This is a genomic window from Pseudomonas sp. Ga0074129, from assembly GCA_001465025.1.
Lineage (GTDB): Bacteria > Pseudomonadota > Gammaproteobacteria > Pseudomonadales > Pseudomonadaceae > Aquipseudomonas.
On record LNDO01000072.1, the window covers coordinates 14,156 to 40,017 of the forward strand.

A 25,862-nucleotide genomic window follows, 5' to 3' on the forward strand; every position below is an offset into this window, starting at 1 on the left:
CTGATCTAAGTACTCAGCGCAGGCAGGCAGGATCGCCACAGCCCTGCACCGCCGCGGCTTCTTCTGCGCTCAACAGCAGCGTTAGTGGTTGCCCCAACACCTCAGCAACAGCGGCCAGCACATGCGCCCAACTGGCCTGGTTGGCAAACAACATGCCGGCTTCATCCAAGGTGCCGCCGCGATTGCGATAACCCAGTGCGCGGCTGTGCGTGGCGTCACCCAGAATCGGCCAGAGGTGTCCGCGCGCGACTTCCGGGCGCATGTGGGTGAGCAATACGCGGCGCGTCATGGCCGCCGGGAACAGCGCTTCGATCAGGCTCGCATCGGCCACCACGGCTTGCTCCCAGCGATCACGCGGCACACGGAAGCGTCCCGGCTCTTGCAGGTACAGCAGTCGCCAGGCGATCCCAACCTCACTCAGACGGGCCGCCGCACGTCGCATTTCGCTCAATTGATAGCTGCCGCTGGCAATCAGTAGCACCGGCTGCTCGCCAGGCTGTTCGGCCACCACCAACGCACCGTCGCGGGCCAGTTGCTCGGCTTGCTCGCGGGTGAACACGCACGGCTGCTCGCGCTTGGCGATAACCATGCAGGCCAGCTCACCACGGGCCTGATAGATGCCCGGTAACAGCGCCAGCACGGCGTTGTGATCGGCTGGCAAGAGCACGCGCACCATGTCGCTCATCTCTCCAAGCAAGGCTTCGCAGAAGGTGGTGTCTTGGTGCGACTGTTGATTCTTGCCGTTCTCCCAGGTGTGCGATGTTGCCACCAGCGGCCAGCCCAACCAGCCGGCGGGCCGTCCGGCCTCTTTCTGCTGGCGGGCAAATATGATGCTCTGGCGCACCGCACCGAGCATCTTCACGCAGAACGCCTCATAGCTGGCAACCAGATTCAGACCACCCTGATTGGCCAGGCAAGCCGACACCACCGCCTCTTCGTTAAGGGCGGTGATGATCGCGCCATCCAGTGCTTCCAGTTCACTTTCTGGCGCAGTGACGCGATGCTTGAGCGCCTTGAGCACGGCCCCCAAGCGATTGCTGGCCAGCTCGTCCGGGTTACCGACTCGCGGGCGCAGGTGCGGGTTGCCCTGCACCAGTTCAACAAAGAAGCGATCCAGCGCCAGCATCGGTGTGCAGGCCTTATCGACGTAGTGCAAGGCGGGCATCTGCGCTGCCACGGGCTGGCGTTGCGCAAGGCAGTTATCGCGCTCCAACGCGCGCCCACTGCGGGTGGCAAACAGTTGGCAAGCCGCCTGTAATTGATCCGGGGCAACCCACAGTTGCTCGGCATGTTGGTTAAACAACGTCCGCGCGTGTTCATCCTGATGCGGGTTGGCAGGTAACGGCAGGTTATGCGCGGCATTCAGTCCGGCACCATAAAAGCCAAAGCCCTTTAGGGTTTCGGCAATGCCATAGGGCATAGGCAGCGGGTAATTAAGCACGCCCGCTTGGCGCTCTTGCACACGGCGATCCAGGCGTTGCTCCATCTCCCACAGCGCGCAAACAAACGCCGCCGGATCACGCCCGTCAAAACTCAGCGGATCAAAGCCGCAGTGGCGCAGATGCTCGCGAAAGTTCTCCAGCCCCGCGGGTGTGGCCAACTCGGTGCGCTGCTCAATACGCCGACCATTGGCGATCATCACCGGCAGGGCTACGCCACAGTCTTCGGCCCGCCACCAGCGCGGCATCCAGTCACTGCCGCGCTGCTCTTCGGCGGCACCGTCTGAAAGAAATGCCACCAGTTTTTCCCCTGGCAACGGCAAGTGCGCATATTGCAGCTCGGCAAAACCCAGGTAGCCCCCTTCAGCAATGCCACCGGCGGTGTGCGGATTAACATGGCTGCCCAGTGGCGCGCTGACCTGCCCTTCGGCGTTTTGCGCATAGCTGTAGAAGTCCGCCACCAACTGACTCATGCCCGCTTCATTGCACGGATAACGCTGCGCTTGCTCGGGATGCTGATTGGCCGTTAGCAGGTTGAGCGCCTCGATGGCCGCCACGCAATGGCCTTGCCCCATCAGCCAGCCACGGGTTTCACCGGTGAGATTGTTCAGCGCCAGGTAAGCGGCATAAGCCGGCACCATATTCAACGCACCGCCGGTATGGCCTTCCGGGGTCGATTTGAAGTCCTCAGCAGCCAGCGGCGTGCCGTCCACACGCACGCGCTGGGCGTAGGTCATGTGCACCACCAGCCACAAGCCAGCGGCGCTCAGTCGATCAAGCGCATAAAAATGTTGATAGACACTGGCCAGATCCGCCTGCAAGCCCATTTGCACCAGTTGATGGGCCAAACGGTAGACCGCCGCACACGTCTGCGGACTATGCTGCAAAGGCCCGTAACCGCTCTGCCACTGGGCGAAGGTCGGTTCCTGGCGGGCATGCTCGGCTAACTCACTGGCGCTTGGGAATAGCTGGGGCATGGGTGGCTCCGATGGGTTTAAAGGGGCTGAAAGGGCATCTAACTGGCGCTGCACGAACGCGCGAAATCTAAGGCAACAAACCCTAACGCAGGGGATACGAGCCAATGCTGACCTGCATCAAAACCGCCGCCTGCTGGTTAGGACAGCCTTAATCGCCAGCCATTCAACTCAATCAAGGATTACCCATGGCCCTGCTCAATTTCCTCGGTGCAATCCAGCAAGTCACCGGTTCCTGCTACCTGATTGAAAGCCGCGACGGTGCACGCGTACTACTCGAATGCGGCATGCGCCAAGGCCGCCGTGAGGAAGAAGACAGCAACCAGGCCCCCTTCCCCTTTGACCCGCACACCCTGGACGCCGTGGTGGTGTCACACGCGCACATTGACCACACCGGTCTGCTGCCCAAACTCAGCGCCGCTGGCTACCGGGGCCCCATCTTTGCCACCGAAGCCAGCTCTGAATTGATGGAACTGATGCTGCTTGATGCCGCCTTTATTCAAGAAAAAGACGCTGAGTGGGAGAACAAGTGGCGCGCACGCATGGGCAAGTCGGCGGTTAAACCGCTGTACACCATCGCCGATGCGGAGCAGGCCCTTAAACAGCGCCGACCGCTGGCCTACGGCAGCCCCTGCCAGGTTGCCAAAGGCGTTGAGGTGACCTTTCACGATGCCGGCCACATCCTCGGTTCGGCGATTGTCGAAATGGCGGTGCAAGACCATCACCTTACCCGCCGCCTGGTGTTTTCCGGTGACTTGGGCAACACCTGCTCGCCTTTGATGCGCGACCCGGTGACCCTCAGCAAAGCCGATGTGGTGTTGCTCGAATCGACCTATGGCGACCGCGACCACCGCAACAGCGAAGACACCCTGGAAGAGCTGGCAGAGATTCTGCAGCAAGCCCACCGCGATGGCGGCAATGTGCTGATCCCGTCCTTTTCCGTAGGCCGCACCCAGGACCTGATCTATTACCTTGGGCGCTTCTACCACGAAGGCCGTTTGCCACAGCAAGCGGTGTTCCTCGACAGCCCCATGGCCATTCGCGCCAACGCCATCTACTCGCGTTTTCAGGATCAGTTCAGCGCTGAAGAGCGCGCTGCTTTTTCCGCGCACGGCAGCAAACGCATCGAGGATTGGCTGCCGATCTTGCGCTGCACGCGCACCCCGGAAGAATCGATGGCCATCAACCGCATCAAAAGCGGTGCGATCATCATCGCCGGGAGCGGCATGTGCACGGGCGGACGCATCGTCCACCACTTCAAGCACAACCTCTGGCGCGAGGACTGTCACCTGATTTTCCCGGGCTTCCAGGCCAAAGGCACCTTAGGCCGCAACCTGGTCGACGGCGCCGAGCATGTGAAAATCCTCCACCAGCGCATCGCCGTCAAAGCCAAGATTCACACCCTCGGCGGTTTCTCCGCACATGCCGGGCAGTCGCAACTGATCGACTGGGTCAGCCACTTCGAACACCACCCCGAGCTGTATCTGGTGCACGGCGAACTGGAGAAAATGCAGGCGCTGCAACTGGCCCTACGCGAACGGCTGAACTGGATCGCCAACATTCCCGAACCGGGCGAGCAAATTGCGATCTGATAACGCGGCTCTGAGGCAGTGAACGATCAGGTCAAGCGCATGAAGGGCGACCGTGCACCTATCGGCCGCCCGGCATTGCAAAACTGCCCGCGCGGCCATACAGCGTTTGCAATCTCAATCACGGCATACTTACACCGTGAAGCCTGCACGGTGCACGCTCAGCAGGAGACCTGTTATGCCCTATGAATCGGACGATTATCTGTCCCGGCACATCCAAACCAGTGGCGTTGACCTGACCAGTAAAATCGACGAATTGAGCGAACTGGCCACACCACCGAGCAGCCCAAACCTCAAGCTATACCGGGAAATGCTCGGCACTGTGGTGCGCATGGCCCAGGCTGACCGCAACCGCTGGGACGCCAAAATAATGCTGCAAACCCTGCGCGAAATGGAGAATGCCTTCAGTCGCCTGGAACAGTTCAAACGTCGGCGCAAGGTCACCGTCTTCGGCTCGGCCCGCACCCCGGCTGATCATCCCGTTTACCAACTGGCACGCGAACTGGGCGCGACCCTGGCCAAGCATAACCTGATGGTCATTACTGGCGCGGGTGGCGGCATTATGGCCGCCGCGCACGAAGGGGCTGGCCTGGAAAACAGCTTGGGCTTCAACATCACCCTGCCCTTTGAGCAGGGTGCCAATGCCACCGTTCAGGGCAGCAACAACCTGCTGTCGTTCCACTTCTTCTTTTTGCGCAAACTGTTTTTCGTCAAAGAGGCCGACGGCATGGTGCTCTGCCCGGGCGGCTTCGGCACCCTCGATGAAGCGCTGGAAGTGCTGACCCTGATCCAAACAGGAAAAAGCCCCATGGTGCCAGTGGTGCTCTTGGACCAGCCGGGCGGCACCTTCTGGTCCAGCGCGCTGACGTTTATGCAAAGCCAATTGCAGGACAACGGTTACATCCTGCCCAGCGACATGCGCTTGGTGCGCCTGGTACACAGCGCCGAAGAAGCCGCCGAACAGATCGCCCAGTTTTACCGTAACTTCCATTCGAGCCGCTGGCTGAAAGACTCATTCGTCATACGCCTGAATCACGCCCTGAATGATGCTGCCATGCAACAACTGAACAGCGAGTTTCGCGACCTGTGCAGCCATGGCGATTTCCAGCAACAAGGACGCTGCGATTCCGAACTGGATGAGCCCGAATTGTGCGAGATGACGCGCTTGGCTTTTGCCTTTAACGGCCGCAGCCATGGCCGCTTGAGAGAACTGCTGGACCTGGTCAACCAGCCACAAAACTGGCGCGACGCCAGCTGATCGCGCCCGCCCCAAGCCACTCAAACATGCAGGCACAGCGCACGTGTTTGAGTGGCTAGGGTTAGCCGGCAGTGCCGCGTTTATATGCGGCGGACTGAGCGCGAGGCGCTGCGTAACAAGGCGGTTAGTCTTTCAGGGGGGCAAGCGCCGCAACAGCTTCAGGCATGTCGCTTTATCCAACGTCGCTGACAAAGTGCACGCTGTGCTGATCAGGCGAACGCCTTACGGTGTTTGGCAGAGTGTCTCGTCCGTGCGGGCTTTAAGCTTGCAGCTTGTAACGATGTGCTGGGCACGGCAGCGCGATGGTTATAGAAACAAGGCCAAACCGGGTTGGGTTGGCTTGAAGGCTCTACTCGTCAACAAAACCGCTAGTCATCGATGGACCCGCGCAGCAGCCTACTTATCAAATCGGCGGGGTAGCCCCGATAACTGAGAAACCGCGCCTGCTGCCCGTGCTGGCGCGCGTCCAAAGGTCGTTCACCGGCAAACTTGCGTTGCCACACTGCGTACAACTGCGCCTGCCAGTCGATGCCGCTGTCGCGCAAAGCCTGTTCGATATCGCTTCGAGCCAACCCGCGCTGAGTCAACTCCTCACGAATGCGCATCGGCCCATAGCCGGAGCGTGCGCGGTAGCTGATAAAAGCCTCGAGGTAACGGGCCTCACAGAGCAAGCCTTCGTCGGCCAAACGATCAAGGGCATTGTCGATCAGTTCATCGCTGGCCCCGCGGCTGCGCAGCTTACGACTTAACTCAACACGCCCATGCTCACGCCTTGCCAGCAGATCCATGGCCGCCCGCCGCACGGCGACGGGGTTATCCAGAACAATGGACATAGACTGATGAATCAGGCGTCTGCGTCAGCCGGGGTTTCGCTCCCGGAGTTGGCTTTCACCGTGGGGCTGGCCACCAGCAACTTCTCACGAATCAGGCCTTCAATAGTGCGGGCCACTTCCGGGTTGTCTTCCAGATACTTGGCTGAGTTGGCCTTACCCTGACCAATCTTGCTGCCTTGGTAGCTGTACCAGGCACCGGATTTTTCCAGCAGGCCAAGCTGTACGCCCAGATCAATGATCTCGCCGTTGCGGTAAATCCCCTTGCCGTAGAGGATCTGGAACTCAGCCTGACGAAACGGCGGAGCAACCTTGTTTTTCACCACTTTGACGCGGGTTTCACTGCCGACGACTTCGTCGCCTTCTTTCACCGCGCCAGTGCGGCGGATGTCCAAGCGCACAGAGGCGTAGAACTTCAACGCGTTACCACCGGTGGTGGTTTCCGGACTGCCGAACATCACACCAATTTTCATGCGGATCTGGTTGATAAAAATCACCAGGCAATTGGCATTTTTGATGTTGCCGGTGATCTTGCGCAGCGCCTGGCTCATCAGACGAGCCTGAAGTCCCACGTGCATATCGCCCATTTCACCTTCGATCTCCGCCTTCGGCACCAGCGCCGCAACGGAGTCGATCACGATCACGTCGATGGCGTTGGAGCGCACCAGCATGTCGGTGATTTCCAGGGCCTGCTCGCCGGTATCCGGCTGCGAAACCAGCAGATCGTCGACATTGACGCCCAGCTTGCCAGCGTATTCAGGATCGAGCGCATGCTCGGCATCAACGAAGGCGCAGGTGGCACCGAGCTTCTGCGCTTCGGCAATGACCGACAGGGTCAAGGTGGTTTTACCTGAGGACTCCGGGCCGTAGATTTCGACAATACGGCCTTTCGGCAAACCGCCAATACCAAGCGCGATGTCCAGACCTAGCGATCCCGTGGAGATGGCCGGAATCGCCTGGCGATCGTGATCGCCCATGCGCATCACCGCGCCCTTGCCGAATTGCTTTTCAATCTGGCCCAGGGCTGCCGCCAGGGCGCGCTTCTTATTCTCGTCCATTTAAGTCCTCACGTAATCAAAAGGGCTTCAGAGCCTGTCGAGCTTAACGCTGTCCTACTGCGGAAAAGCCAGATTGGTCATTTTTGCCGTTCTTTCTCGTTAAATAGCTAGCTATTCGCCTCGCAAGATCAACAAAACTGCCTCAATCCGGACTTTCCCTCGCTACGGACGGTCAAGCGCGACAGGCTCTTAGCGGCCACCAACAACTGTATAAGTAGCCAGTATTATTCCACAGGGCAAGTCGCACGCCTACCCCGCGCTTGGATTTTCTTGCGCCAGCAGGCGCAACAGCCCAGCCAGCGCGGCCTCAACCGTTTGTCGGCGAACTTCGTTGCGATCACCTGCAAACTGCCGGCGCACACTAAATAGCTGCTGATCATCGCCCCATGCCAGCCACACCGTACCAACAGGTTTGTCTGGCGAGCCGCCATCCGGCCCAGCCACACCGCTAACAGCCACCGCAAAGCGCGCGCCACTGTTGGCCTGCGCACCACGAACCATGGCCTCGACCACCGCCTGACTCACCGCGCCAACAGTGGTAAACAGCGCTTCAGGAACAGCCAGTTGCTTACTCTTCTGTCTGTTGGAATAGGTGACGTAGCCCGCCTCGAACCAAGCCGAGCTACCAGGAATCCGCGTTATTGCCTCAGCAATGCCACCACCGGTACAAGATTCGGCGGTCGCCACCTGGGCCTTGCGGGCAGTCAATTGTTCGCCCAGTTCGGCAGCCAGTTGGGTCAAGGCATCTTCATTAGCAGTCATCTGCACTCCGGGGTTAAAGCCAGCCAGGCCGATACCGTACACTAGGCGCTTTTGCGATTCAGCCGGACAGTTAAAACGATGAGCCAAAGCGACCTCAGTTCTCACACGCCCATGATGCAGCAGTACTGGAAGCTGAAAAATCAGCACCCGGAAGAACTGATGTTTTATCGCATGGGCGACTTCTACGAGATCTTCTACGAGGACGCGAAAAAAGCCGCCAAACTGCTGGATATAACCCTCACTGCGCGCGGCCAGTCCGCCGGCCAGGCAATTCCCATGTGCGGAATTCCCTACCACTCGCTGGAAGGCTACCTGGCCAAACTGGTCAAGCTGGGCGAGTCGGTAGTGATCTGCGAACAAGTGGGCGATCCGGCGACCAGCAAAGGCCCGGTTGAGCGCCAGGTGGTACGCATCATCACCCCAGGCACGATTAGCGATGAAGCGCTGCTAGACGAGCGCCGCGATAACCTGATCGCAGCGGTTTTAGGTGACGAGCGCCTGTTCGGCCTGGCCGTGCTAGACATCACCAGCGGCCGTTTCAGCGTGCTGGAAATCAAGGGCTGGGAGAACCTGCTGGCCGAACTTGAGCGCCTCAACCCGGTTGAGTTGCTGATTCCCGATGACTGGCCGCGCGACCTGCCTGCCGAAAAACGCCGAGGCTCACGCCGTCGCGCCCCTTGGGATTTCGAACGCGATACGGCACTCAAGAGCCTGTGCCAACAGTTCGCCACCCAGGATCTGAAAGGCTTTGGCTGCGAGAACCTGACCCTGGCCATCGGCGCAGCAGGCTGCTTGCTGGCGTACGCCAAGGAAACCCAGCGCACCGCCCTACCCCACCTGCGTAGCCTGCGCCACGAACGCCTGGACGACACGGTGATTCTCGACGGTGCCAGCCGACGCAATCTGGAGTTGGACATCAACCTCGCCGGAGGGCGCGACAACACCCTGCAATCAGTGGTCGACCGCTGCCAAACCGCCATGGGCAGTCGCTTGCTCAGCCGCTGGCTGAATCGCCCATTGCGTGACCGCAGCATTCTCGAAGCACGCCAGGCGTCGATTACCTGCCTGCTGGAGCGCTACCGCTTCGAAACCTTACAGCCGCAGTTGAAAGAAATCGGCGACCTGGAACGCATCCTCGCCCGCATCGGCCTGCGCAATGCGCGCCCGCGCGATCTGGCACGCCTGCGCGACGCCCTCGCCGCTCTGCCCACCCTGCAGATGGCCATGACCCATCTGGAAGCGCCGCACCTGAGTGCGTTGGCAAGCGTGGTGAGCACCTACCCAGAACTGGCCGAGTTGCTGGCGTGCGCAATTATCGATAACCCGCCTGCGGTGATCCGCGACGGCGGTGTGCTGAAAACCGGCTACGACGCCGAACTCGACGAGTTGCAATCGCTCAGCGAGAACGCCGGCCAGTACCTGATGGACCTGGAAATCCGTGAGAAAGCCCGCACCGGCCTGGCCAACCTGAAAGTCGGCTACAACCGCGTACACGGCTACTTTATTGAGTTACCGAGCAAGCAGGCCGAGTCGGCCCCGGCGGACTATATCCGCCGGCAGACCCTCAAAGGCGCCGAGCGTTTTATCACGCCAGAGCTAAAAGAATTCGAAGACAAGGCACTGTCTGCCAAGAGCCGCGCCCTGGCCCGCGAGAAAATGCTCTACGAAGCGCTGCTCGAACGCCTGATCGGCCACCTTGGCCCGCTGCAGGACAGCGCTGCCGCTCTGGCTGAACTGGACGTACTCAGCAACCTGGCTGAACGCGCCCTGAATCTTGACCTCAATCGCCCACGCTTCGTCGACGAACCGTGCATGCGCATCGAGCAAGGCCGCCATCCGGTGGTTGAGCAAGTGCTGACCACACCCTTTGTGGCCAATGACCTGAGCCTGGACGATGACACGCGCATGCTGATCATCACCGGGCCGAACATGGGCGGTAAATCCACCTACATGCGGCAGACTGCACTGATCGTGCTGCTGGCGCACATCGGCAGTTTCGTTCCGGCGAAAAGCTGCGAGCTGTCGATGGTTGATCGGATTTTCACCCGTATCGGCTCCAGCGATGACCTGGCCGGAGGCCGCTCGACCTTTATGGTGGAGATGAGCGAAACCGCTAACATCCTGCACAACGCCACCGAACGTAGCTTGGTGCTGATGGACGAAGTGGGACGCGGCACCAGCACCTTTGACGGCCTATCGCTGGCCTGGGCCGCTGCCGAGCAGTTAGCCAAGCTGCGCGCCTATACGCTGTTCGCCACACATTATTTCGAGCTGACCGTGCTACCGGAGAGTCAGCCAATCGTGGCCAACGTGCACCTCAACGCCACCGAACACAACGAGCGAATCGTATTTCTTCACCATGTATTGCCGGGGCCGGCCAGCCAAAGTTACGGTCTGGCAGTGGCACAATTGGCAGGCGTCCCTAATGAGGTCATCCTGCGGGCGCGCGAGCACCTGGCACGCTTGGAAACCACCAGCCTACCTCAGGAACTACCGCCTACACCGCCCGGCCAAACGAGCGCACCGATGCAAAGCGATATGTTTGCCAGCCTGCCGCATCCGCTGCAGGAGGAATTACGCAAGATCAACCCGGATGATCTGACTCCGCGCAAAGCGCTGGAACTGTTATATACATGGAAGACACGCTTCTAACGCTATTGCGCACGAACTGTTAGAATCGCGCGCATTTTTACGACTGCCCGACTTAAAGCCTGAGCCGTGGCCATTTACCCCTAGCCTGCTAAAACCCGCTTAGAACGGGGCAGGCTGGCGCCCGAGGAGAGAATCAGACATGACCTTCGTTGTTACCGACAACTGCGTCAAATGCAAATACACCGACTGCGTGGAAGTCTGCCCGGTGGACTGCTTCTACGAAGGCCCGAACTTCCTGGTGATCCACCCGGACGAGTGCATTGACTGCGCACTCTGCGAGCCTGAATGCCCTGCGCAAGCCATTTTCTCTGAAGATGAGGTGCCGGAAGATCAGCAGGAATACATCGAACTGAACGCTGATCTGGCCGAAGTATGGCCAAACATCACCGAGAAGAAAGAAGCCCTGCCGGACGCAGAAGAGTGGGATGGCGTTAAAGACAAGCTGCAGTATCTGGAGCGCTAGTTGCGCCCTGATGACTGATTAAAACAAACCCGCCCTGTGCGGGTTTTGTTTTTATGGCCATAAGGAAACTCAGGTATGGCGGCGGCCTTGGTCAATAGCTCGCCAAATCGCAGGCAAAAAAGGGGCAGCTCGCGCTGCCCACTCTTTTGTCCCTAGTCCCTGTATTTCCTGCTCATCACCCTGATGAATCGCATCCTTCGATGTCCTGATTGCCATCCTAGCAACCTGTGCTTGTCCGTGAGCACAGGTGTAATACTAGCGATCTCAGCCTTTCTCACAAGCGCTGGAAAACCCGAACACAACGCAACCCGAAGCTACTAACTCAAAATATTATCTATATAAAACAATAAGTTAGCAACTTAACAAGTGCTTATCTCGCCACCCAACAGCGGCTTAGCTTACGCATGCTGTAAGCAATGGCTTACATGGATATTCGCCAAAAGGATGCAACTGGTTTGGGGTGCAGAAAAGCGACACAACAAAAACCCGGCCGAAGCCGGGTTTAGGGTGTGCCAAAGACCACTCACTGGAAAAGAGAGTCACTCGAAAGGCCGTTCTTTTCGAAGATCTCACGTAGCCGCTTAAGCGCCTCGACCTGAATCTGCCGAACGCGCTCACGGGTCAAGCCAATCTCCTGACCGACTTCTTCGAGGGTGCAGCTTTCATGACCGCGCAGGCCGAAGCGGCGGATAACCACCTCACGCTGCTTTTCAGTCAGATCAGACAACCACTGATCAATGCTCTGCGACAAATCATCATCCTGCAGCAATTCGCAGGGATCGGTAGGACGATCATCGGTCAAGGTATCGAGCAGGGTTTTGTCCGAGTCCTGACCAAGCGATACATCAACAGAGGAAACGCGCTCATTGAGGCCGAGCATGCGCTTAACTTCTGCAACTGGCTTTTCTAGCAGGTTGGCAATTTCTTCGGCGGACGGCTCGTGGTCGAGCTTCTGGGTCAATTCACGGGCTGCACGCAGGTAAACGTTCAGCTCTTTGACCACATGAATGGGTAAACGAATGGTACGGGTCTGATTCATGATCGCCCGTTCAATGGTCTGGCGGATCCACCAGGTAGCGTAGGTTGAAAAACGGAACCCACGCTCGGGGTCAAACTTTTCAACGGCACGGATAAGGCCGAGGTTGCCTTCTTCAATCAGGTCCAGCAGGGACAAGCCACGATTGACATAGCGACGGGCAATTTTCACCACCAGGCGCAGGTTGCTTTCAATCATGCGTTTACGACCCGCGGGATCGCCCTTTTGCGCCAAACGGGCAAAGTGGACTTCTTCTTGAGGGGTCAGGAGGGGGGAAAAGCCGATTTCATTGAGATACAACTGCGTTGCATCAAGCGCACGGGTGTAATCAATGTATTTATGCTGTTTGCTGCCAGCTGTGGAAGCCTTGGCCTTGCTGCGGGCTAGTGGCGGTTGCGCTTCTTCGTCTGAATCATCGTCAAGAACAATGGCTGACTCCATGAGCAGCACTTCATCATCGACATCAAACTCCGGCGCTTCTTTTTTATTGAGAGCCATTTTTATTTTCCTTGCTGAGTTCGACAGCAAGCTCATGCGCAACCAAATCCCTGATCACACCCGAGCCTGTCCCGCCCACGCGGTAGGGACAGACGAGTTAGAAGTCAGCGACGCGGCAAGTATTGCAGCGGGTCTACAGGTTTACCTTGGCGGCGCACTTCAAAATGAAGTTTCACCCGGTCGGTTCCTGTGGAACCCATTTCGGCAATATTCTGCCCAGCCTTGACCTTCTGCCCCTCCTGCACCAACAGCCTGCGGTTATGACCGTAGGCACTTACGTAGGTATCGCTGTGTTTGATGATCACTAACTCACCGTAGCCCCGTAACCCACTCCCGGCGTAGACCACTGAACCATCAGACGCAGCCAAAACAGGCTGGCCCAATTCACCGGCTATATCAATGCCTTTATTCAAACTGCCGTTTGAGGAAAAACGTCCGATAACCGCACCATTGGAAGGCCATATCCACCCTGAGGCAGAACGCTGGGTTGGCGGTAACGAGGTCACCCCAGGCGACGTTTTGATGGGCGCAGGCGGCTGGGTTTGTATTGGGCGTGTCTGCTGCGGCGTACTTGGGCGGCTGGTTGGCGACACAACAACAGGCGCAGTTGCAATAACAGGCGGGCGGTATGCTGGCTGACCGTCGAAACGAATAACCTGTCCCACCCGAATCAAATAAGGTGGGGCAATGCCGTTGCGTGCAGCCAGCGCTTTCCAGTCCCAACCAAAGCGAAAGGCGATTGAATAAAGTGTATCGCCACGTTGCACTTGGTACTGACCATTGGTGACAGGCTGACGCTGCGCCTGACTCACAGAGCCAGATTGATTACGGTCGACGACATTGACGCCTCCCGGTGGCGGGCTGGCGCACCCACTCAGAACCGCACTAAAGACAAGACCACTCAACAGGCTGCGAGCACCGCTGGCGCGAATCGGCAATTGAATGGCTGTGAAACTCACCTGCATCTTCCTCGGGTAGAAAAAACAATGTCTATCTGCCAGTTGGCTGGCGTGCATTGTGCCGCAATTATGGGTTTTCACCAGCGCTTTGCGGGTGACGTGCCGCCAACCACTCCAGCCCCAACACCAGAAGAATCCCGGCAACCGCAAGACCTATTGCCCACAAAAGCTGCGGATCCTGACCACTGATTTGAGCGAACTGCTCGGGCCACAGATTCGACTGCAGAGCGGGCACCTGTTCGCCTTGACTGTCGGTGCGCCAGGTGAGGGTTTGCTTCCACGGCCAGATTTTATTCAACGACCCAATCATCAGCCCAGTAAGAAAGGTCAATGTCAGATCGCGCCAGCGAACCAGCAACCAACGCAAAATGCCGGCGAAACTAACAAGGCCAACCAAACATCCGCTGGCGAAAATCAGTAAAACCGCTAGATCCAGACCTTTGACGGCATTAAGAACAAAACCGTAAAGCCCCATCAACACCAGAATAAAACTGCCGGAAATGCCCGGCAAAATCATCGCGCAGATGGCAATAGCCCCGGCAAAGAACAAACTGAGCGGATCGTGCCCCCATTGCAGTGGAGAGGCCACAGTGATCCAGTAAGCGAATGCCACACCCAATAGCAAACTGAACACCCGTGAGGCATTCCAGCGCTGCACTTCGCGAACGACTAAATGAGTGGAAACCAGAATCAGGCCAAAGAAAAATGACCAAACAGGAATAGGGTGTTCGACCAGCAGGTAGGTGATCACACGAGCAAGACTCATGATGCTGGTCATAATCCCCAGCAGCAGAATCAGTAAAAACGTCGCATTAGCGGCCTTCCACGCCTCAACAATGCGACCGCGCAAGAACAAAGCCAAGGCAGCTGGCACACTGGCGATGGAACGCAGCAATTCGTCATAAATGCCGGTGATAAACGCCACCGTACCGCCCGAAACTCCGGGCACCACATCGGCAGCGCCCATGGCGACGCCCTTGGCGAACAGAAGAAGACTCTTTTTCATGGGTTCATCCGTAAACAGTCTGATCAGGCCAGGGGGCCGTTAAGCAAAGGCACGAAACGTACCGCATCCAGCACATGTCGCGAATAACCGTCTTCTTCACGGATGATCAGGAGCAACTCCTGAACATCGCCCGCACCGACCGGAATCACCAGCCGACCGCCCATCGCCAATTGATCCAACAATGCCTGCGGCACATTGGCGGCGGCCGCAGTAACAATGATGCCGTTATAAGGACCTAGCGCATTCCAACCTTCCCAGCCATCACCCCAGCGGAACACCACGTTACGCAGACTCAGCTCTGTCAGACGTTCCTTGGCTTTTTCCTGCAGGCTCTGGATACGCTCGACACTGAATACCCGCTCGACCAACTGCGCCAAGATGGCGGTCTGGTAACCCGAGCCGGTGCCGATTTCCAGCACCTTATCCAACGGGCCTGCAGCCAGCAGCAACTCGCTCATCCGCGCGACCATGTAAGGCTGCGAGATGGTCTGGTTATTGCCAATCGGCAACGCGGTGTCTTCGTAAGCGCGATGGGCCAAGGCCTCATCCACGAACAAATGACGCGGCGTGCGACGGATGGTTTCCAGCACATGCGCGTTGGACAACCCCTCTTCATAGAGGCGCTGAATCAGGCGTTCACGGGTGCGCTGTGAGGTCATGCCGATGCCGCGATGCTGCAATTCGTCTTGTTCTCGGCGGATCACAGCAGACCCTCCAGCCAGGGCTGCAAACTGTTGAAACCATCGGCAAAGGTGCGGTCGAGTTGCAACGGGGTGACTGACACATAGCCTTGCATCACCGCATGGAAATCGGTGCCCGGACCACCATCTTCAGCATCACCGGCTACGGAAATCCAATAGCCTTCCTTGCCGCGCGGGTTGACCACCTTGACTGGCGCAGCGGCGCGGGCGCGATGGCCCAAGCGCGTGAGCTGAATGCCACGGATATGCTCCAGCGGCAGGTTGGGGATGTTCACATTGAGCACGGTGCGCGGCGGCAGGTCGAGTTGCTCGTGCGCTTCAACCAACTTGCGGGCGAAATACGCGGCGGTCGGCAGGTTATCCGGCAGGCGTGACAGTAGCGAAAAAGCAAACGCCGGACGCGCCAGAAAGCGCCCCTCCAGAGCCGCCGCAACCGTGCCGGAATACAGCACGTCATCGCCCAGATTGGCACCCAGGTTGATACCCGACACCACCAAATCCGTTTCATGCGGCAACAGGCCATTAAGACCCAAATGCACGCAATCAGTCGGCGTGCCGTTCAGGCTGATATAGCCATTGGGCAGCGTGCTGGGATGCAGCGGACGGTCGAGGGTGAGCGAACTGCTCGCGCCGCTTTTGTCCTGATCGGGAGCAATCACCGTGCACAGGGCATAGTCAGCGAGCGCCGCATGCAGCGCAGCGAGACCTGGCGCAGCAACGCCGTCATCATTGGAAATCAGAATACGCATGGGTTGTCCGTCTGCCCTGCAGGCAACAGATCGACGAGCTCACGCACCAAGACGGTGGCAAAGCATCCAGCCGGCAGGACGAATTCCAGTTGCAGAATGTCAGGCTCGGGATAATGCCACGACAAGCCGGCAATGGGGAGGCGCAGGATACGCCGTTCGTGCGTCATGCCCGCTTCTGCCAACCAGTCGACCAAGACGCCTTCGCGCGCGGCCAATTCCTGTTCCAGCGTTTGCGCTACACCTTCAGCACTGGACTGCCCAGCGCCCCAGAGTGGCCCGGTTGGGTGCAGGTCAAGAATGGCCAGACGCGGATCGTTGCACTCGGCCTCGCCGGCAGGGAAGAAGCTGCGGCTGTCGGTAAAGGCCAACAGATCACCGAGCAGCGCCTGATTCCAAGTACCGGCGGCCACGCGCGCGGCCAACACTTGGTTGAATAGATAGCTGCGCGCCGCCGAAAGCACCCGCGAACGCACATTGCGTTTCTCCGGCAGACTTTTGTTCGCGGCAAAATGCCGGGCATGAGCGACGTTGCCGCCTTCATGGCCAAAGCGCTGCAAACCGTAATAGTTGGGAATGCCCTGAGCTGCGATTTGCGTCAGGCGTTGATCCAGCGCCTCGCGATCCGCAGCCAGCTGAGTCAGGCGCAGGGTAAAGCCGTTGGCCGCATGCGCGCCGCGCTGCAGCTTACGGGTATGCCGCACCTGTTTAAGGATGCTCAGGCTGGCATCTTCGGCAGCGCTCAAATCAGGATCGATCTTGCCCGGCAGGTGCAGGCTGAACCACTGCCGGGTCAGGGCCTGACGATCCTTAAGGCCGGCATAGCTGATCAAGCGGATTGGCACACCGGCAGCACGGGCGATGCGCTTGGCGGCTTCTTCAGTGTTCAGCTCGCGCTTTTCCACCCACAGCCAGAGGTGCTCGCCCTCACCGGCCAAGGGAATATCCAACACTTCATCGACCTGAAAGTCTTCCGCCACGGCCTTGAGTACCGCAGTACCGCAGGGCGCGCCATGGACCCGCGGGCCTAGTAATTCGAGTTCGTTCATCGGGCGACCAACAACGCGACGGAATGCACGGCAATGCCTTCTTCACGTCCGGTAAAGCCGAGTTTCTCGGTGGTGGTGGCTTTGACGTTGACTTGGTCCAGGCTTACCTGCAGGTCTTCGGCAATCCGTGCACGCATGGTCTCGATATGCGGCGCCATCTTCGGTGCCTGGGCGACGATGGTGGCGTCGACATTGCCGACCTGCCAGCCCTTGGCGTGAATCAGCCCCACAACATGGCGCAGTAAAACGCGGCTGTCAGCACCTTTGAACCGTGGGTCGGTGTCGGGAAAATGCTTGCCGATATCACCCAACGCCGCGGCACCAAGCAAGGCATCGCTCAGGGCGTGCAGCAGCACGTCTCCATCGGAATGGGCCAGTAGGCCGAACTTATGGGGAATCTGCATGCCGCCCAAGGTGATGAAATCGCCCTCACCGAAACGGTGCACATCGTAGCCGTGGCCAATACGCATAAAGAACAACGCCCTGAAAAAGTCAGGGCGTGATTCTAACCGTATTGCAGGGTAGCTCGGACGAAATCCGGGCGACGAATTTACCGGATTCAGCCAGCCTACGATTGGCGCAATGCTGCCGCGTGATGGCGTAAGTGGTCGTCAATAAAACTGGCGATAAAGTAGTAGCTATGGTCGTAACCCGGCTGAAGGCGCAGGGTCAGCGGGTGACCTGCGGCCTGGGCGGCGGCTTTGAGCGCATCGGGCTTGAGTTGGCTTTCGAGAAAATCATCTCGATCACCCTGATCAACCAGAATCGGCAGTTTCTCCGTCGCCTCAGCAAGCAAGGCGCAGGCATCCCATTCACGCCAGCGCGAGCGCTCATCACCCAGGTAGCGCGAAAAGGCCTTCTCGCCCCAAGGGCAGTTGCTCGGGTTGCTGATTGGGGCAAATGCCGACAGCGAGTGATAGCGTCCCGGATTGCGCAACGCGCAGATCAGCGCACCGTGCCCACCCATGGAGTGGCCGCTGATGCCGCGCCGGTCGGAGACCGGGAAGTTGGCCTCGATCAATGCGGGCAATTCCTGCACCACGTAGTCGTACATGCGGTAATGCCGCGCCCAGGGTTGCTGAGCGGCGTTGAGGTAAAAACCTGCGCCCAAACCAAAATCCCAGGCTTTGTCTGGGTCATCCGGCACATCAGCGCCGCGCGGGCTGGTGTCTGGCGCGACGATAATCAGCCCCAACTCAGCAGCTAGCTTGTGCGCGCCCGCCTTCTGCATAAAGTTTTCATCGGTGCAGGTCAGACCGCTTAGCCAATACAGCACCGGCAACTCTTCGCCCTGCTCCGCCTGCGGCGGCAAATACACGGCGAACACCATGTCGCAACCGAGCACCGCTGAGTGATGGCGATAACGTTTGTGCCAGCCGCCAGCACTTTTATTGCTTGAAACAATTTCCAGGCTCATCGCCCCTCCGTGCCACCCCGTACGACCAGGTAATCGCTCACCTGGCGCGCGCAGCAGGTCGCTGCAGCTATCAGAAATGAATCACGGTGCGAATGCTCTTGCCTTCATGCATCAGGTCAAAGGCCTTGTTAATGTCTTCGAGCGGCATGTTGTGGGTAATAAAGGTGTCCAGCGGGATTTCACCGCTCTGCGCCTTGGCCACATAACCCGGCAACTCGGTACGGCCTTTAACACCGCCGAAAGCCGAACCACGCCACACACGCCCGGTCACCAGCTGGAACGGACGGGTGCTGATTTCCTGACCGGCACCCGCCACGCCGATAATCACCGACTCACCCCAGCCCTTGTGGGCGCACTCAAGCGCCGCACGCATCAACTGCACATTGCCGACGCACTCAAAGGAGTAGTCCACGCCGCCATCGGTCATCTCGACGACGACCTCCTGAATCGGCTTGGCGAAATCCTTGGGGTTGATAAAGTCGGTCGCACCCAGTTCACGGGCCACGTCGAACTTGGCCGGATTGATGTCGATGGCAATGATGCGGCTGGCCTTGGCCATCTTCGCGCCAATAATCGCCGCCAGGCCGATGCCGCCAAGGCCGAAAATAGCCACGGTCGCGCCCTCTTCCACTTTGGCGGTGTTGAGCACAGCACCGATACCGGTGGTCACGCCACAGCCAAGCAAGCACACCTTCTCCAGTGGCGCTTCCTTGGGGATCACCGCCAGGGAAACTTCTGGCAGCACGGTGTATTCAGAGAAAGTCGAGCAACCCATGTAGTGATAGATCGGCTCGCCGTTGTAGCTAAAGCGGCTGGTGCCATCTGGCATCAAACCTTTGCCTTGGGTCGCGCGTACCGAACTGCACAGGTTGGTTTTACCGGACGTGCAGAATTTGCAAGTGCGGCATTCGGCGGTGTACAGCGGAATCACATGATCACCGACCTGCACCGACGTCACGCCCTCACCGATCGCTTCGACGATCCCGCCGCCTTCATGGCCAAGAATGGCCGGAAAGACCCCTTCAGAATCTTCACCGGAAAGGGTGTAAGCATCGGTGTGGCAGACGCCAGTGGCAACGATCCGCACCAGCACTTCACCGGCCTTGGGCGGCGCGACATCGACTTCAACGATTTGCAGCGGCTGATTGGGGGCAAAGGCTACGGCAGCACGGGACTTGATCATGATCGCTCTCCAGCGGACTCAACAGTGGCGCAGAGTCTAGATCAGCGCTCAACAATAGATAATCGAGCAAAATACAAAACATTATTGCCATGCAGGGATAATCACAGACGCAGGGCCATTAGAATGCAGCGCTGACCTGCTGACTGACAGCGCGATTAGAAAGAGGACGACTCAATGAATGGCTGGGAAGGATTGGATGAATTTGTCGCGGTGGCTGAATGCGGCCAATTCAGCGCCGCCGCCCAGCGCTTGGGCGTATCGTCCTCACAAATCAGCCGACAGATCGCCCGCCTGGAAGAACGCCTGCAAACCCGCTTGTTTTATCGCAGCACCCGACGCGTAGCGCTCACCGAAGCCGGGCAGACGTTCCTGCAACACTGCCAGCGCCTGCAAGATGGTCGTGAAGAAGCGCTGCGCGCGATGGGCGATCTGGGCAGTGAACCTAAGGGCTTGCTGCGCATGACCTGCGCAGTGGCCTACGGCGAGCGTTTTATCGCGCCACTGGTAACCGACTTTATGCTGCAACACCCACAACTGCGGGTGGACATTGAACTGAGCAACCGCACCCTCGACCTGCTGCAAGAGGGACTAGACTTGGCCGTCCGCCTCGGCCGCCTGCAGGACTCACGCCTAGTCGCCACGCGCCTGGCCCCCAGGCAAATGTACTTGTGCGCCGCGCCCGCCTACCTGCAACGCTACGGTCGCCCCCATTCGCTCTCGGAGTTGAGCCGACACAATTGCCTGATCGGCAGTTCGGATACCTGGAACTTTCAAGTCAGCGGGCGCGATGCCAGCCTGCGCGTACAAGGCAACTGGCGCTGCAACAGCGGGCAGGCGGTGCTTGAAGCGGCCCTGCGCGGCCTGGGCCTGTGCCAACTGCCGGACTATTACGTGCTAGAACACCTGCAGAGCGGCGCGCTGGTGTCGCTGCTGGATAACCAGCAACCGCCGGATACCGCCGTTTGGGCGCTGTACCCGCAACAACGGCACTTATCACCCAAAGTGCGGCAGTTGGTGGACTTCCTCAAACAAGGTTTGGCGCAGCGCAGCGAATATCGCCAGGACGCGGGCTAGGGTCTCTCAGCGTTTGGCTCGCGAGCGCGCTGAAGTGCGTCGCCTAAGAACGGCCTTGCCACAACCGATTGAGGCTGAGTAAATCTTCCGGGCGGGTAACTTTCAGGTTATCTGAACGGCCCTCGATCAGCCGTGGCGATTGCCCTGCCCACTCCATGGCCGAGGCTTCGTCAGTAATCGCGACACCAGCCAGCAGCGCATCCGCCAAGGCGCGTTGCAGCTCACCGAGCCGGAACATCTGCGGGGTGAACGCCTGCCAGATAGTCGAGCGATCCACGGTGCTCTGCACCCGGCCATCGGCACCCGCGCGCTTGAGCGTATCGCGCGCAGGCACGGCGAGCAGGCCACCCACGGGGTCATGCGCCAACTCGCCCAGCAACAGGTCTAGGTCGCTGCGCGCCAGATTAGGTCGAGCAGCATCGTGCACCAGCACCCAGTCCTGCGCCTGCGCGCCCAACTCACTCAAGCGCAGCAGGCCACTGAGCACGGAATCAGCGCGCTCAGCACCGCCGTCGGCACGCTGGATACGTGGATCACGGGCACAGCTCAGGCTTGGCCAATACGGATCGTCCGCCGCCAAGCTAACCACCACAGCACGCAATTGCGGGTGCTCAAGAAAGCGCGCCAGGGTATGTTCGATAATGCTTTTGCCGGCCAGCGGCAGGTACTGCTTGGGCCGGTCGGCGCGCATACGACTGCCAATGCCGGCAGCCGGAATCAACGCCCAGAAAGACGGTAATTCAGCGGTATTCATTCAGCTAACTGATAGAGGGTCTCGCCCTCTTTAAGCATGCCCAGTTCATGCCGCGCACGCTCTTCGACGGTTTCCATACCGCTTTTCAGCTCCAGCACTTCGGCTTCGAGAATCCGGTTGCGCTCTTTCAACTGCTGGTTTTCGCCTTGCTGATCAGCAATCTGCTGCTTGAGCTGAGTCACCTGCGCCAAGCTGCCATCGCCCAGCCACAGGCGATACTGCAGGCCTGCCAGCAGAGCAATCAGCACAAAAAACACCCAGTAAGAGGTATTACGCATAGCAGGGAGAGATTCCGGACGAAAAAAGGGCGACTCGCGCCGCCCCTCTTTTACCACGCCTAAGATCAACCGCGGAACTCAGCGCGACCGTTATACGGTGCCTTACCCGCCAACTGCTCTTCAATACGCAGCAACTGGTTGTACTTGGACACGCGATCCGAGCGGCACAGCGAGCCCGTTTTGATTTGACCGGCGGCAGTACCAACAGCCAGATCGGCAATGGTGCTGTCTTCGGTTTCGCCACTGCGGTGGGAGATCACTGCGGTGAAGCCAGCAGCCTTGGCCATCTGGATGGCTTCCAAGGTTTCGGTCAGCGAGCCGATCTGGTTGAACTTGATCAGGATCGAGTTACCAATTTTCTCTTCGATGCCGCGCTTGAGGATCTTGGTGTTGGTGACGAACAGATCATCGCCGACCAGCTGAATCTTCTCGCCGATTTTGTCGGTCAGCACCTTCCAACCGGCCCAATCCGACTCATCCATGCCGTCTTCGATAGAGATGATCGGGTAACGCTGGGTCAGGCCTGCCAGATAGTCGGCAAAACCCTCTGCACTGAATACCTTACCTTCGCCCGCGAGGTCGTACTGACCGTCTTTGAAGAACTCACTCGAGGCGCAGTCCAGGGCCAGTGTCACGTCAGTGCCCAGGGTGTAACCGGCATTGGCCACGGCTTCAGCGATAGCTGCCAGCGCATCTTCGTTGGACGCCAGGTTAGGTGCAAAGCCACCTTCATCACCCACCGACGTACTCAGGCCACGAGCCTTCAGCACTGCCTTGAGGTGATGGAAGATTTCTGTGCCCATACGCAGAGCGTCAGAGAAGGTCTTGGCACCCACCGGCTGCACCATGAACTCCTGAATGTCGACGTTGTTATCGGCGTGCTCACCGCCGTTGATGATGTTCATCATCGGCACTGGCATCGAGTAGACACCCGGCGTGCCATTCAAATCGGCAATGTGTGCGTACAACGGCACGCCTTTGGCCTGAGCAGCAGCTTTGGCAGCAGCCAGAGACACGGCAAGGATGGCGTTGGCACCCAAGGTGGCTTTGTTTTCAGTGCCGTCGAGGGCGATCATCGCCAGGTCGAGAGCTTTCTGGTCTGTAGCATCTTTGCCCAACAGCAGGTCGCGGATCGGGCCATTGATATTGGCCACAGCTTTCAGCACACCCTTACCCAAGTAACGGCTCTTGTCGCCATCACGCAGCTCAAGCGCTTCACGCGAGCCAGTGGAAGCACCGGAAGGCGCACAGGCGCTACCGATCAGGCCGCCCTCAAGGATGACATCGGCTTCCACGGTCGGGTTACCACGGGAATCGAGAACCTCACGGCCTTTGATGTCGATGATCTTTGCCATTGCGGGTAGCACTCCAAAAAATTGACTAAAGGGGTCGTAACGCAATGCGCGTCGGTTGCGGCCATTCGGCACTTACAAGCGATGCGCGATGTATCAAACCTGTGAGTAGGCGGACACCGGAAAAACAGCCTGAATCAGGCTGTTTCAATCGGCGCAAAGCTCTTGATCAAATCATCCAGCTGCTTGAGCTGAGTGAGGAACGGTTCCAGCTTGTCCAAACGCAGCGCGCAAGGGCCGTCACATTTGGCGTTGTCTGGGTCTGGGTGTGCTTCAAGGAACAAGCCAGCCAACCCCTGACTCATGCCCGCCTTGGCCAGGTCAGTGACCTGAGCACGGCGACCACCGGCAGAGTCAGCGCGACCGCCTGGCGTTTGCAGAGCGTGGGTTACATCGAAAAATACCGGGTAGTTCATCTGCTTCATGATGCCGAAGCCGAGCATGTCCACCACCAGGTTGTTGTAGCCGAAGCTAGAACCGCGCTCGCAAAGGATAAGCTGGTCATTACCCGCTTCTACGCACTTGGCCAGGATGTGTTTCATTTCCTGGGGAGCAAGAAACTGCGCTTTCTTGATGTTAATCACCGCACCGGTCTTGGCCATGGCCACTACCAGGTCGGTCTGCCGCGAAAGAAACGCTGGCAACTGAATAATGTCGCAAACATCGGCCACCGGCTGCGCTTGATGCGGCTCATGCACGTCGGTAATCACCGGCACGCCGAAGGTCTTTTTGATTTCCTCGAAGACCTTCATGCCCTCATCCAGGCCGGGGCCACGGAAAGAGGTCACAGACGAGCGGTTAGCCTTGTCGAAGCTGGCCTTGAACACGTAGGGAATACCGAGCTTCTCGGTCACCCGCACGTACTCTTCACAGGCGCGCATGGCCAAGTCACGCGACTCGATGACGTTGATCCCGCCGAACAGCACAAATGGCTTGTCGTTGGCGATTTCAATGCCGCCAACCTTGATGACTTTCTGCGTCATATCCCTACGCCTTCTTGGCTTTCTGCGTCAGTGCTGCGGCAACAAAGCCGCTGAACAGCGGATGGCCATCGCGCGGAGTTGAGGTGAACTCTGGGTGGAACTGGCATGCCACGAACCACGGATGATCCGGTGCCTCGACCACTTCAACCAAGGCGCCATCACCGGAGCGACCCGTCACTTTAAGACCCGCTTCGGTCAGTTGCGGCAACAGGTTGTTATTCACCTCATAACGATGACGGTGACGCTCAACAATCACATCCTTGCCGTAGCAGGCATGCACTTGTGAGCCAGCTTGCAGCTGACAGTCTTGAGCGCCCAAGCGCATGGTGCCGCCCAGATCAGACGCATTGCTGCGCTTCTCAACTTCACCTGTCGCGTCTTGCCACTCGGTGATCAGACCGACCACCGGATGCTGGCTGGAGGTGTCGAATTCAGTGGAGTTGGCATCGTCCCAACCCAGCACATTGCGGGCAAACTCGATGACCGCAACCTGCATACCCAGGCAGATACCCAGGTAAGGAATCTTGTTCTCACGGGCATACTGCACGGTCTTGATTTTGCCTTCCACGCCGCGCAGGCCAAAGCCACCCGGCACCAGAATGGCATCGACACCTTCGAGCAGGCCGGTGCCTTTGTTCTCGATGTCTTCGGAATCGATATAGCGCAGATTGACCTTGGTGCGGTTCTCGATACCGGCATGACTCATCGCTTCGATCAGCGACTTATACGCGTCCAGCAACTCCATGTACTTACCGACCATGGCGATGGTGACTTCATGCTCAGGGTTCAGCTTGGCATCGACGACGCGGTCCCACTCGGAGAGGTCGGCACCGTTGCATTCCAGGCCGAAGCGCTCGACGACGAAATCATCCAGACCTTGGGCATGCAGCACGCCCGGGATCTTGTAGATGGTGTCGACGTCTTCGAGGGAAATCACCGCACGTTCTTCAACGTTGGTGAACAGGGCGATCTTGCGGCGCGACGACACATCAACCGGGTGATCGGAGCGGCAGATCAGCACGTCTGGCTGCAGGCCGATGGAGCGCAGCTCTTTAACCGAATGCTGAGTTGGCTTGGTTTTGGTTTCGCCAGCGGTGGCGATGTACGGCACCAGGGTCAGGTGCATGAGCATGGCGCGCTTGGCACCCACTTCAACACGTAACTGGCGGATGGCTTCGAGGAACGGTTGCGATTCGATATCGCCCACCGTGCCACCGATTTCCACCATTGCCACGTCAGCATCGCCTGCACCCTTGATGATGCGACGTTTGATCTCGTCGGTGATGTGCGGAATGACCTGAATGGTCGCGCCCAGGTAATCACCACGGCGCTCGCGGCGCAGCACGTGTTCATAGACACGCCCGGTGGTGAAGTTGTTGTTCTGGGTCATGGTGGTGCGGATAAACCGCTCATAGTGGCCCAGGTCGAGGTCGGTTTCAGCGCCGTCGTGGGTGACGAACACCTCACCGTGCTGGAACGGGCTCATGGTGCCCGGATCGACGTTGATGTAGGGATCCAGCTTGAGCATGGTGACCTTCAGGCCACGCGCCTCCAGGATAGCCGCCAATGAAGCCGAGGCGATGCCTTTCCCCAATGAAGAAACAACACCACCCGTGACGAATATGTAGCGCGTCATGAAAAACCCTAGAAGTCTGCGTTTAAGCGGTCAATGCCGCCGGGGAAAGCGAAGGAATACCGATGCGCCAATTGCATTACTACGCAATTGGCTCGCCTTGCCGATTCCCGGGGGAGTCGACAAAAGCGCTAGTAAGACGGGAGCGTAGTCTACCGGAAAGGCCTT

General features: G+C 58.7%; 23 protein-coding genes. 5 read left to right on the forward strand and 18 right to left on the reverse strand.

All coding sequences use genetic code 11. The features are described 5' to 3' along the window. Positions 1–13: 13 nt before the first annotated feature. Positions 14–2,416 (reverse strand): xylulose 5-phosphate 3-epimerase, encoded by a 2,403-nt coding sequence (locus tag AUK77_RS08235; RefSeq protein ID WP_296128123.1) that lies wholly within the window; start codon positions 2,414–2,416, stop codon positions 14–16. A 185-nt stretch (positions 2,417–2,601) separates the two neighbouring features. Between AUK77_RS08235 and AUK77_RS08240 the strand changes: the two genes are divergently transcribed. Both AUK77_RS08240 and AUK77_RS08245 read left to right on the forward strand, forming a co-directional pair. Beyond that, positions 2,602–4,005, forward strand: coding sequence for an MBL fold metallo-hydrolase (locus AUK77_RS08240; RefSeq protein WP_296128126.1), 1,404 nt, complete (start codon positions 2,602–2,604; stop codon positions 4,003–4,005). A gap of 175 nt (positions 4,006–4,180) precedes the next feature. After that, on the forward strand, positions 4,181–5,260 hold the full coding sequence (locus AUK77_RS08245) for an LOG family protein (RefSeq protein ID WP_296128129.1): 1,080 nt from the start codon (positions 4,181–4,183) through the stop codon (positions 5,258–5,260). Positions 5,261–5,628: 368 nt separating this feature from the next. On the opposite strand, the gene recX is transcribed toward AUK77_RS08245, so the two are convergent. The 3 genes from recX to AUK77_RS08260 all read right to left on the reverse strand — a co-directional run bounded on the left by recX (position 5,629) and on the right by AUK77_RS08260 (position 7,910). Then, on the reverse strand, positions 5,629–6,093 hold the full coding sequence (gene recX, locus AUK77_RS08250; protein ID WP_296128134.1) for a recombination regulator RecX: 465 nt from the start codon (positions 6,091–6,093) through the stop codon (positions 5,629–5,631). Between the two features lie 11 nt (positions 6,094–6,104). Continuing rightward, positions 6,105–7,148 carry a recombinase RecA gene (gene recA / locus AUK77_RS08255; RefSeq protein ID WP_296128137.1) on the reverse strand — a complete coding sequence of 348 codons (1,044 nt, stop codon included), beginning with the start codon at positions 7,146–7,148 and terminating at the stop codon, positions 6,105–6,107. 249 nt (positions 7,149–7,397) lie between these two features. Beyond that, entirely contained in the window at positions 7,398–7,910 is a 513-nt protein-coding gene (locus AUK77_RS08260) for a CinA family protein (protein ID WP_296128140.1), read from the reverse strand. A 78-nt stretch (positions 7,911–7,988) separates the two neighbouring features. On the opposite strand from AUK77_RS08260, the gene mutS reads away from it, so the two are divergent. Together mutS and fdxA are read left to right on the forward strand one after the other, a co-directional pair. Beyond that, on the forward strand, positions 7,989–10,562 hold the full coding sequence (gene mutS, locus AUK77_RS08265; protein ID WP_296128141.1) for a DNA mismatch repair protein MutS: 2,574 nt from the start codon (positions 7,989–7,991) through the stop codon (positions 10,560–10,562). A 139-nt stretch (positions 10,563–10,701) separates the two neighbouring features. Further along, on the forward strand, positions 10,702–11,025 hold the full coding sequence (fdxA, locus tag AUK77_RS08270; protein WP_296128144.1) for a ferredoxin FdxA: 324 nt from the start codon (positions 10,702–10,704) through the stop codon (positions 11,023–11,025). Between the two features lie 523 nt (positions 11,026–11,548). Here the strand turns inward: fdxA and rpoS are convergent. The 9 genes from rpoS to AUK77_RS08315 form a co-directional block, all read right to left on the reverse strand. Next, positions 11,549–12,559, reverse strand: coding sequence for an RNA polymerase sigma factor RpoS (rpoS, locus tag AUK77_RS08275; RefSeq protein ID WP_296128147.1), 1,011 nt, complete (start codon positions 12,557–12,559; stop codon positions 11,549–11,551). Positions 12,560–12,663: 104 nt separating this feature from the next. Then, positions 12,664–13,518 carry a peptidoglycan DD-metalloendopeptidase family protein gene (locus AUK77_RS08280; protein ID WP_296128300.1) on the reverse strand — a complete coding sequence of 285 codons (855 nt, stop codon included), beginning with the start codon at positions 13,516–13,518 and terminating at the stop codon, positions 12,664–12,666. 67 nt (positions 13,519–13,585) lie between these two features. Next, positions 13,586–14,524: a DUF368 domain-containing protein gene (locus AUK77_RS08285; RefSeq protein WP_296128150.1), complete on the reverse strand. Its 939-nt coding sequence runs from the start codon at positions 14,522–14,524 to the stop codon at positions 13,586–13,588. 23 nt (positions 14,525–14,547) lie between these two features. Beyond that, entirely contained in the window at positions 14,548–15,183 is a 636-nt protein-coding gene (locus AUK77_RS08290) for a protein-L-isoaspartate(D-aspartate) O-methyltransferase (protein ID WP_296128303.1), read from the reverse strand. A 41-nt stretch (positions 15,184–15,224) separates the two neighbouring features. Continuing rightward, entirely contained in the window at positions 15,225–15,974 is a 750-nt protein-coding gene (gene surE / locus AUK77_RS08295) for a 5'/3'-nucleotidase SurE (RefSeq protein WP_296128152.1), read from the reverse strand. Then, the gene (gene truD / locus AUK77_RS08300; protein WP_296128154.1) at positions 15,962–17,020 is read right to left on the reverse strand and encodes a tRNA pseudouridine(13) synthase TruD; all 1,059 of its coding nucleotides are present in this window, start codon (positions 17,018–17,020) and stop codon (positions 15,962–15,964) included. The genes surE and truD overlap by 13 nt, the downstream gene beginning before the upstream one ends. Then, positions 17,017–17,490 (reverse strand): 2-C-methyl-D-erythritol 2,4-cyclodiphosphate synthase, encoded by a 474-nt coding sequence (gene ispF / locus AUK77_RS08305; protein ID WP_296128157.1) that lies wholly within the window; start codon positions 17,488–17,490, stop codon positions 17,017–17,019. Before ispF ends, truD begins: the two co-directional genes overlap by 4 nt. 98 nt (positions 17,491–17,588) lie before the next feature. Beyond that, the gene (gene fghA / locus AUK77_RS08310) at positions 17,589–18,437 is read right to left on the reverse strand and encodes an S-formylglutathione hydrolase (RefSeq protein WP_296128159.1); all 849 of its coding nucleotides are present in this window, start codon (positions 18,435–18,437) and stop codon (positions 17,589–17,591) included. Positions 18,438–18,507: 70 nt separating this feature from the next. Further along, on the reverse strand, positions 18,508–19,620 hold the full coding sequence (locus AUK77_RS08315; protein WP_296128162.1) for an S-(hydroxymethyl)glutathione dehydrogenase/class III alcohol dehydrogenase: 1,113 nt from the start codon (positions 19,618–19,620) through the stop codon (positions 18,508–18,510). Between the two features lie 174 nt (positions 19,621–19,794). On the opposite strand from AUK77_RS08315, the gene AUK77_RS08320 reads away from it, so the two are divergent. Continuing rightward, on the forward strand, positions 19,795–20,694 hold the full coding sequence (locus AUK77_RS08320) for a LysR substrate-binding domain-containing protein (RefSeq protein WP_296128165.1): 900 nt from the start codon (positions 19,795–19,797) through the stop codon (positions 20,692–20,694). 43 nt (positions 20,695–20,737) lie between these two features. Here AUK77_RS08320 and ispD read toward each other — a convergent pair whose 3' ends face one another. The 5 genes from ispD to AUK77_RS08345 all read right to left on the reverse strand — a co-directional run bounded on the left by ispD (position 20,738) and on the right by AUK77_RS08345 (position 25,697). Continuing rightward, entirely contained in the window at positions 20,738–21,448 is a 711-nt protein-coding gene (ispD, locus tag AUK77_RS08325) for a 2-C-methyl-D-erythritol 4-phosphate cytidylyltransferase (RefSeq protein ID WP_296128167.1), read from the reverse strand. Beyond that, complete coding sequence (ftsB, locus tag AUK77_RS08330) at positions 21,445–21,726, reverse strand: cell division protein FtsB (protein ID WP_296128170.1); 282 nt, start codon at positions 21,724–21,726, stop codon at positions 21,445–21,447. The genes ispD and ftsB overlap by 4 nt, the downstream gene beginning before the upstream one ends. A gap of 65 nt (positions 21,727–21,791) precedes the next feature. Further along, positions 21,792–23,081 carry a phosphopyruvate hydratase gene (eno, locus tag AUK77_RS08335; RefSeq protein ID WP_296128172.1) on the reverse strand — a complete coding sequence of 430 codons (1,290 nt, stop codon included), beginning with the start codon at positions 23,079–23,081 and terminating at the stop codon, positions 21,792–21,794. A gap of 134 nt (positions 23,082–23,215) precedes the next feature. Then, positions 23,216–24,061 carry a 3-deoxy-8-phosphooctulonate synthase gene (gene kdsA, locus AUK77_RS08340; RefSeq protein ID WP_296128175.1) on the reverse strand — a complete coding sequence of 282 codons (846 nt, stop codon included), beginning with the start codon at positions 24,059–24,061 and terminating at the stop codon, positions 23,216–23,218. Positions 24,062–24,065: 4 nt separating this feature from the next. Next, positions 24,066–25,697 carry a CTP synthase gene (locus tag AUK77_RS08345; protein ID WP_296128178.1) on the reverse strand — a complete coding sequence of 544 codons (1,632 nt, stop codon included), beginning with the start codon at positions 25,695–25,697 and terminating at the stop codon, positions 24,066–24,068. Between the last annotated feature and the right edge of the window lie 165 nt (positions 25,698–25,862).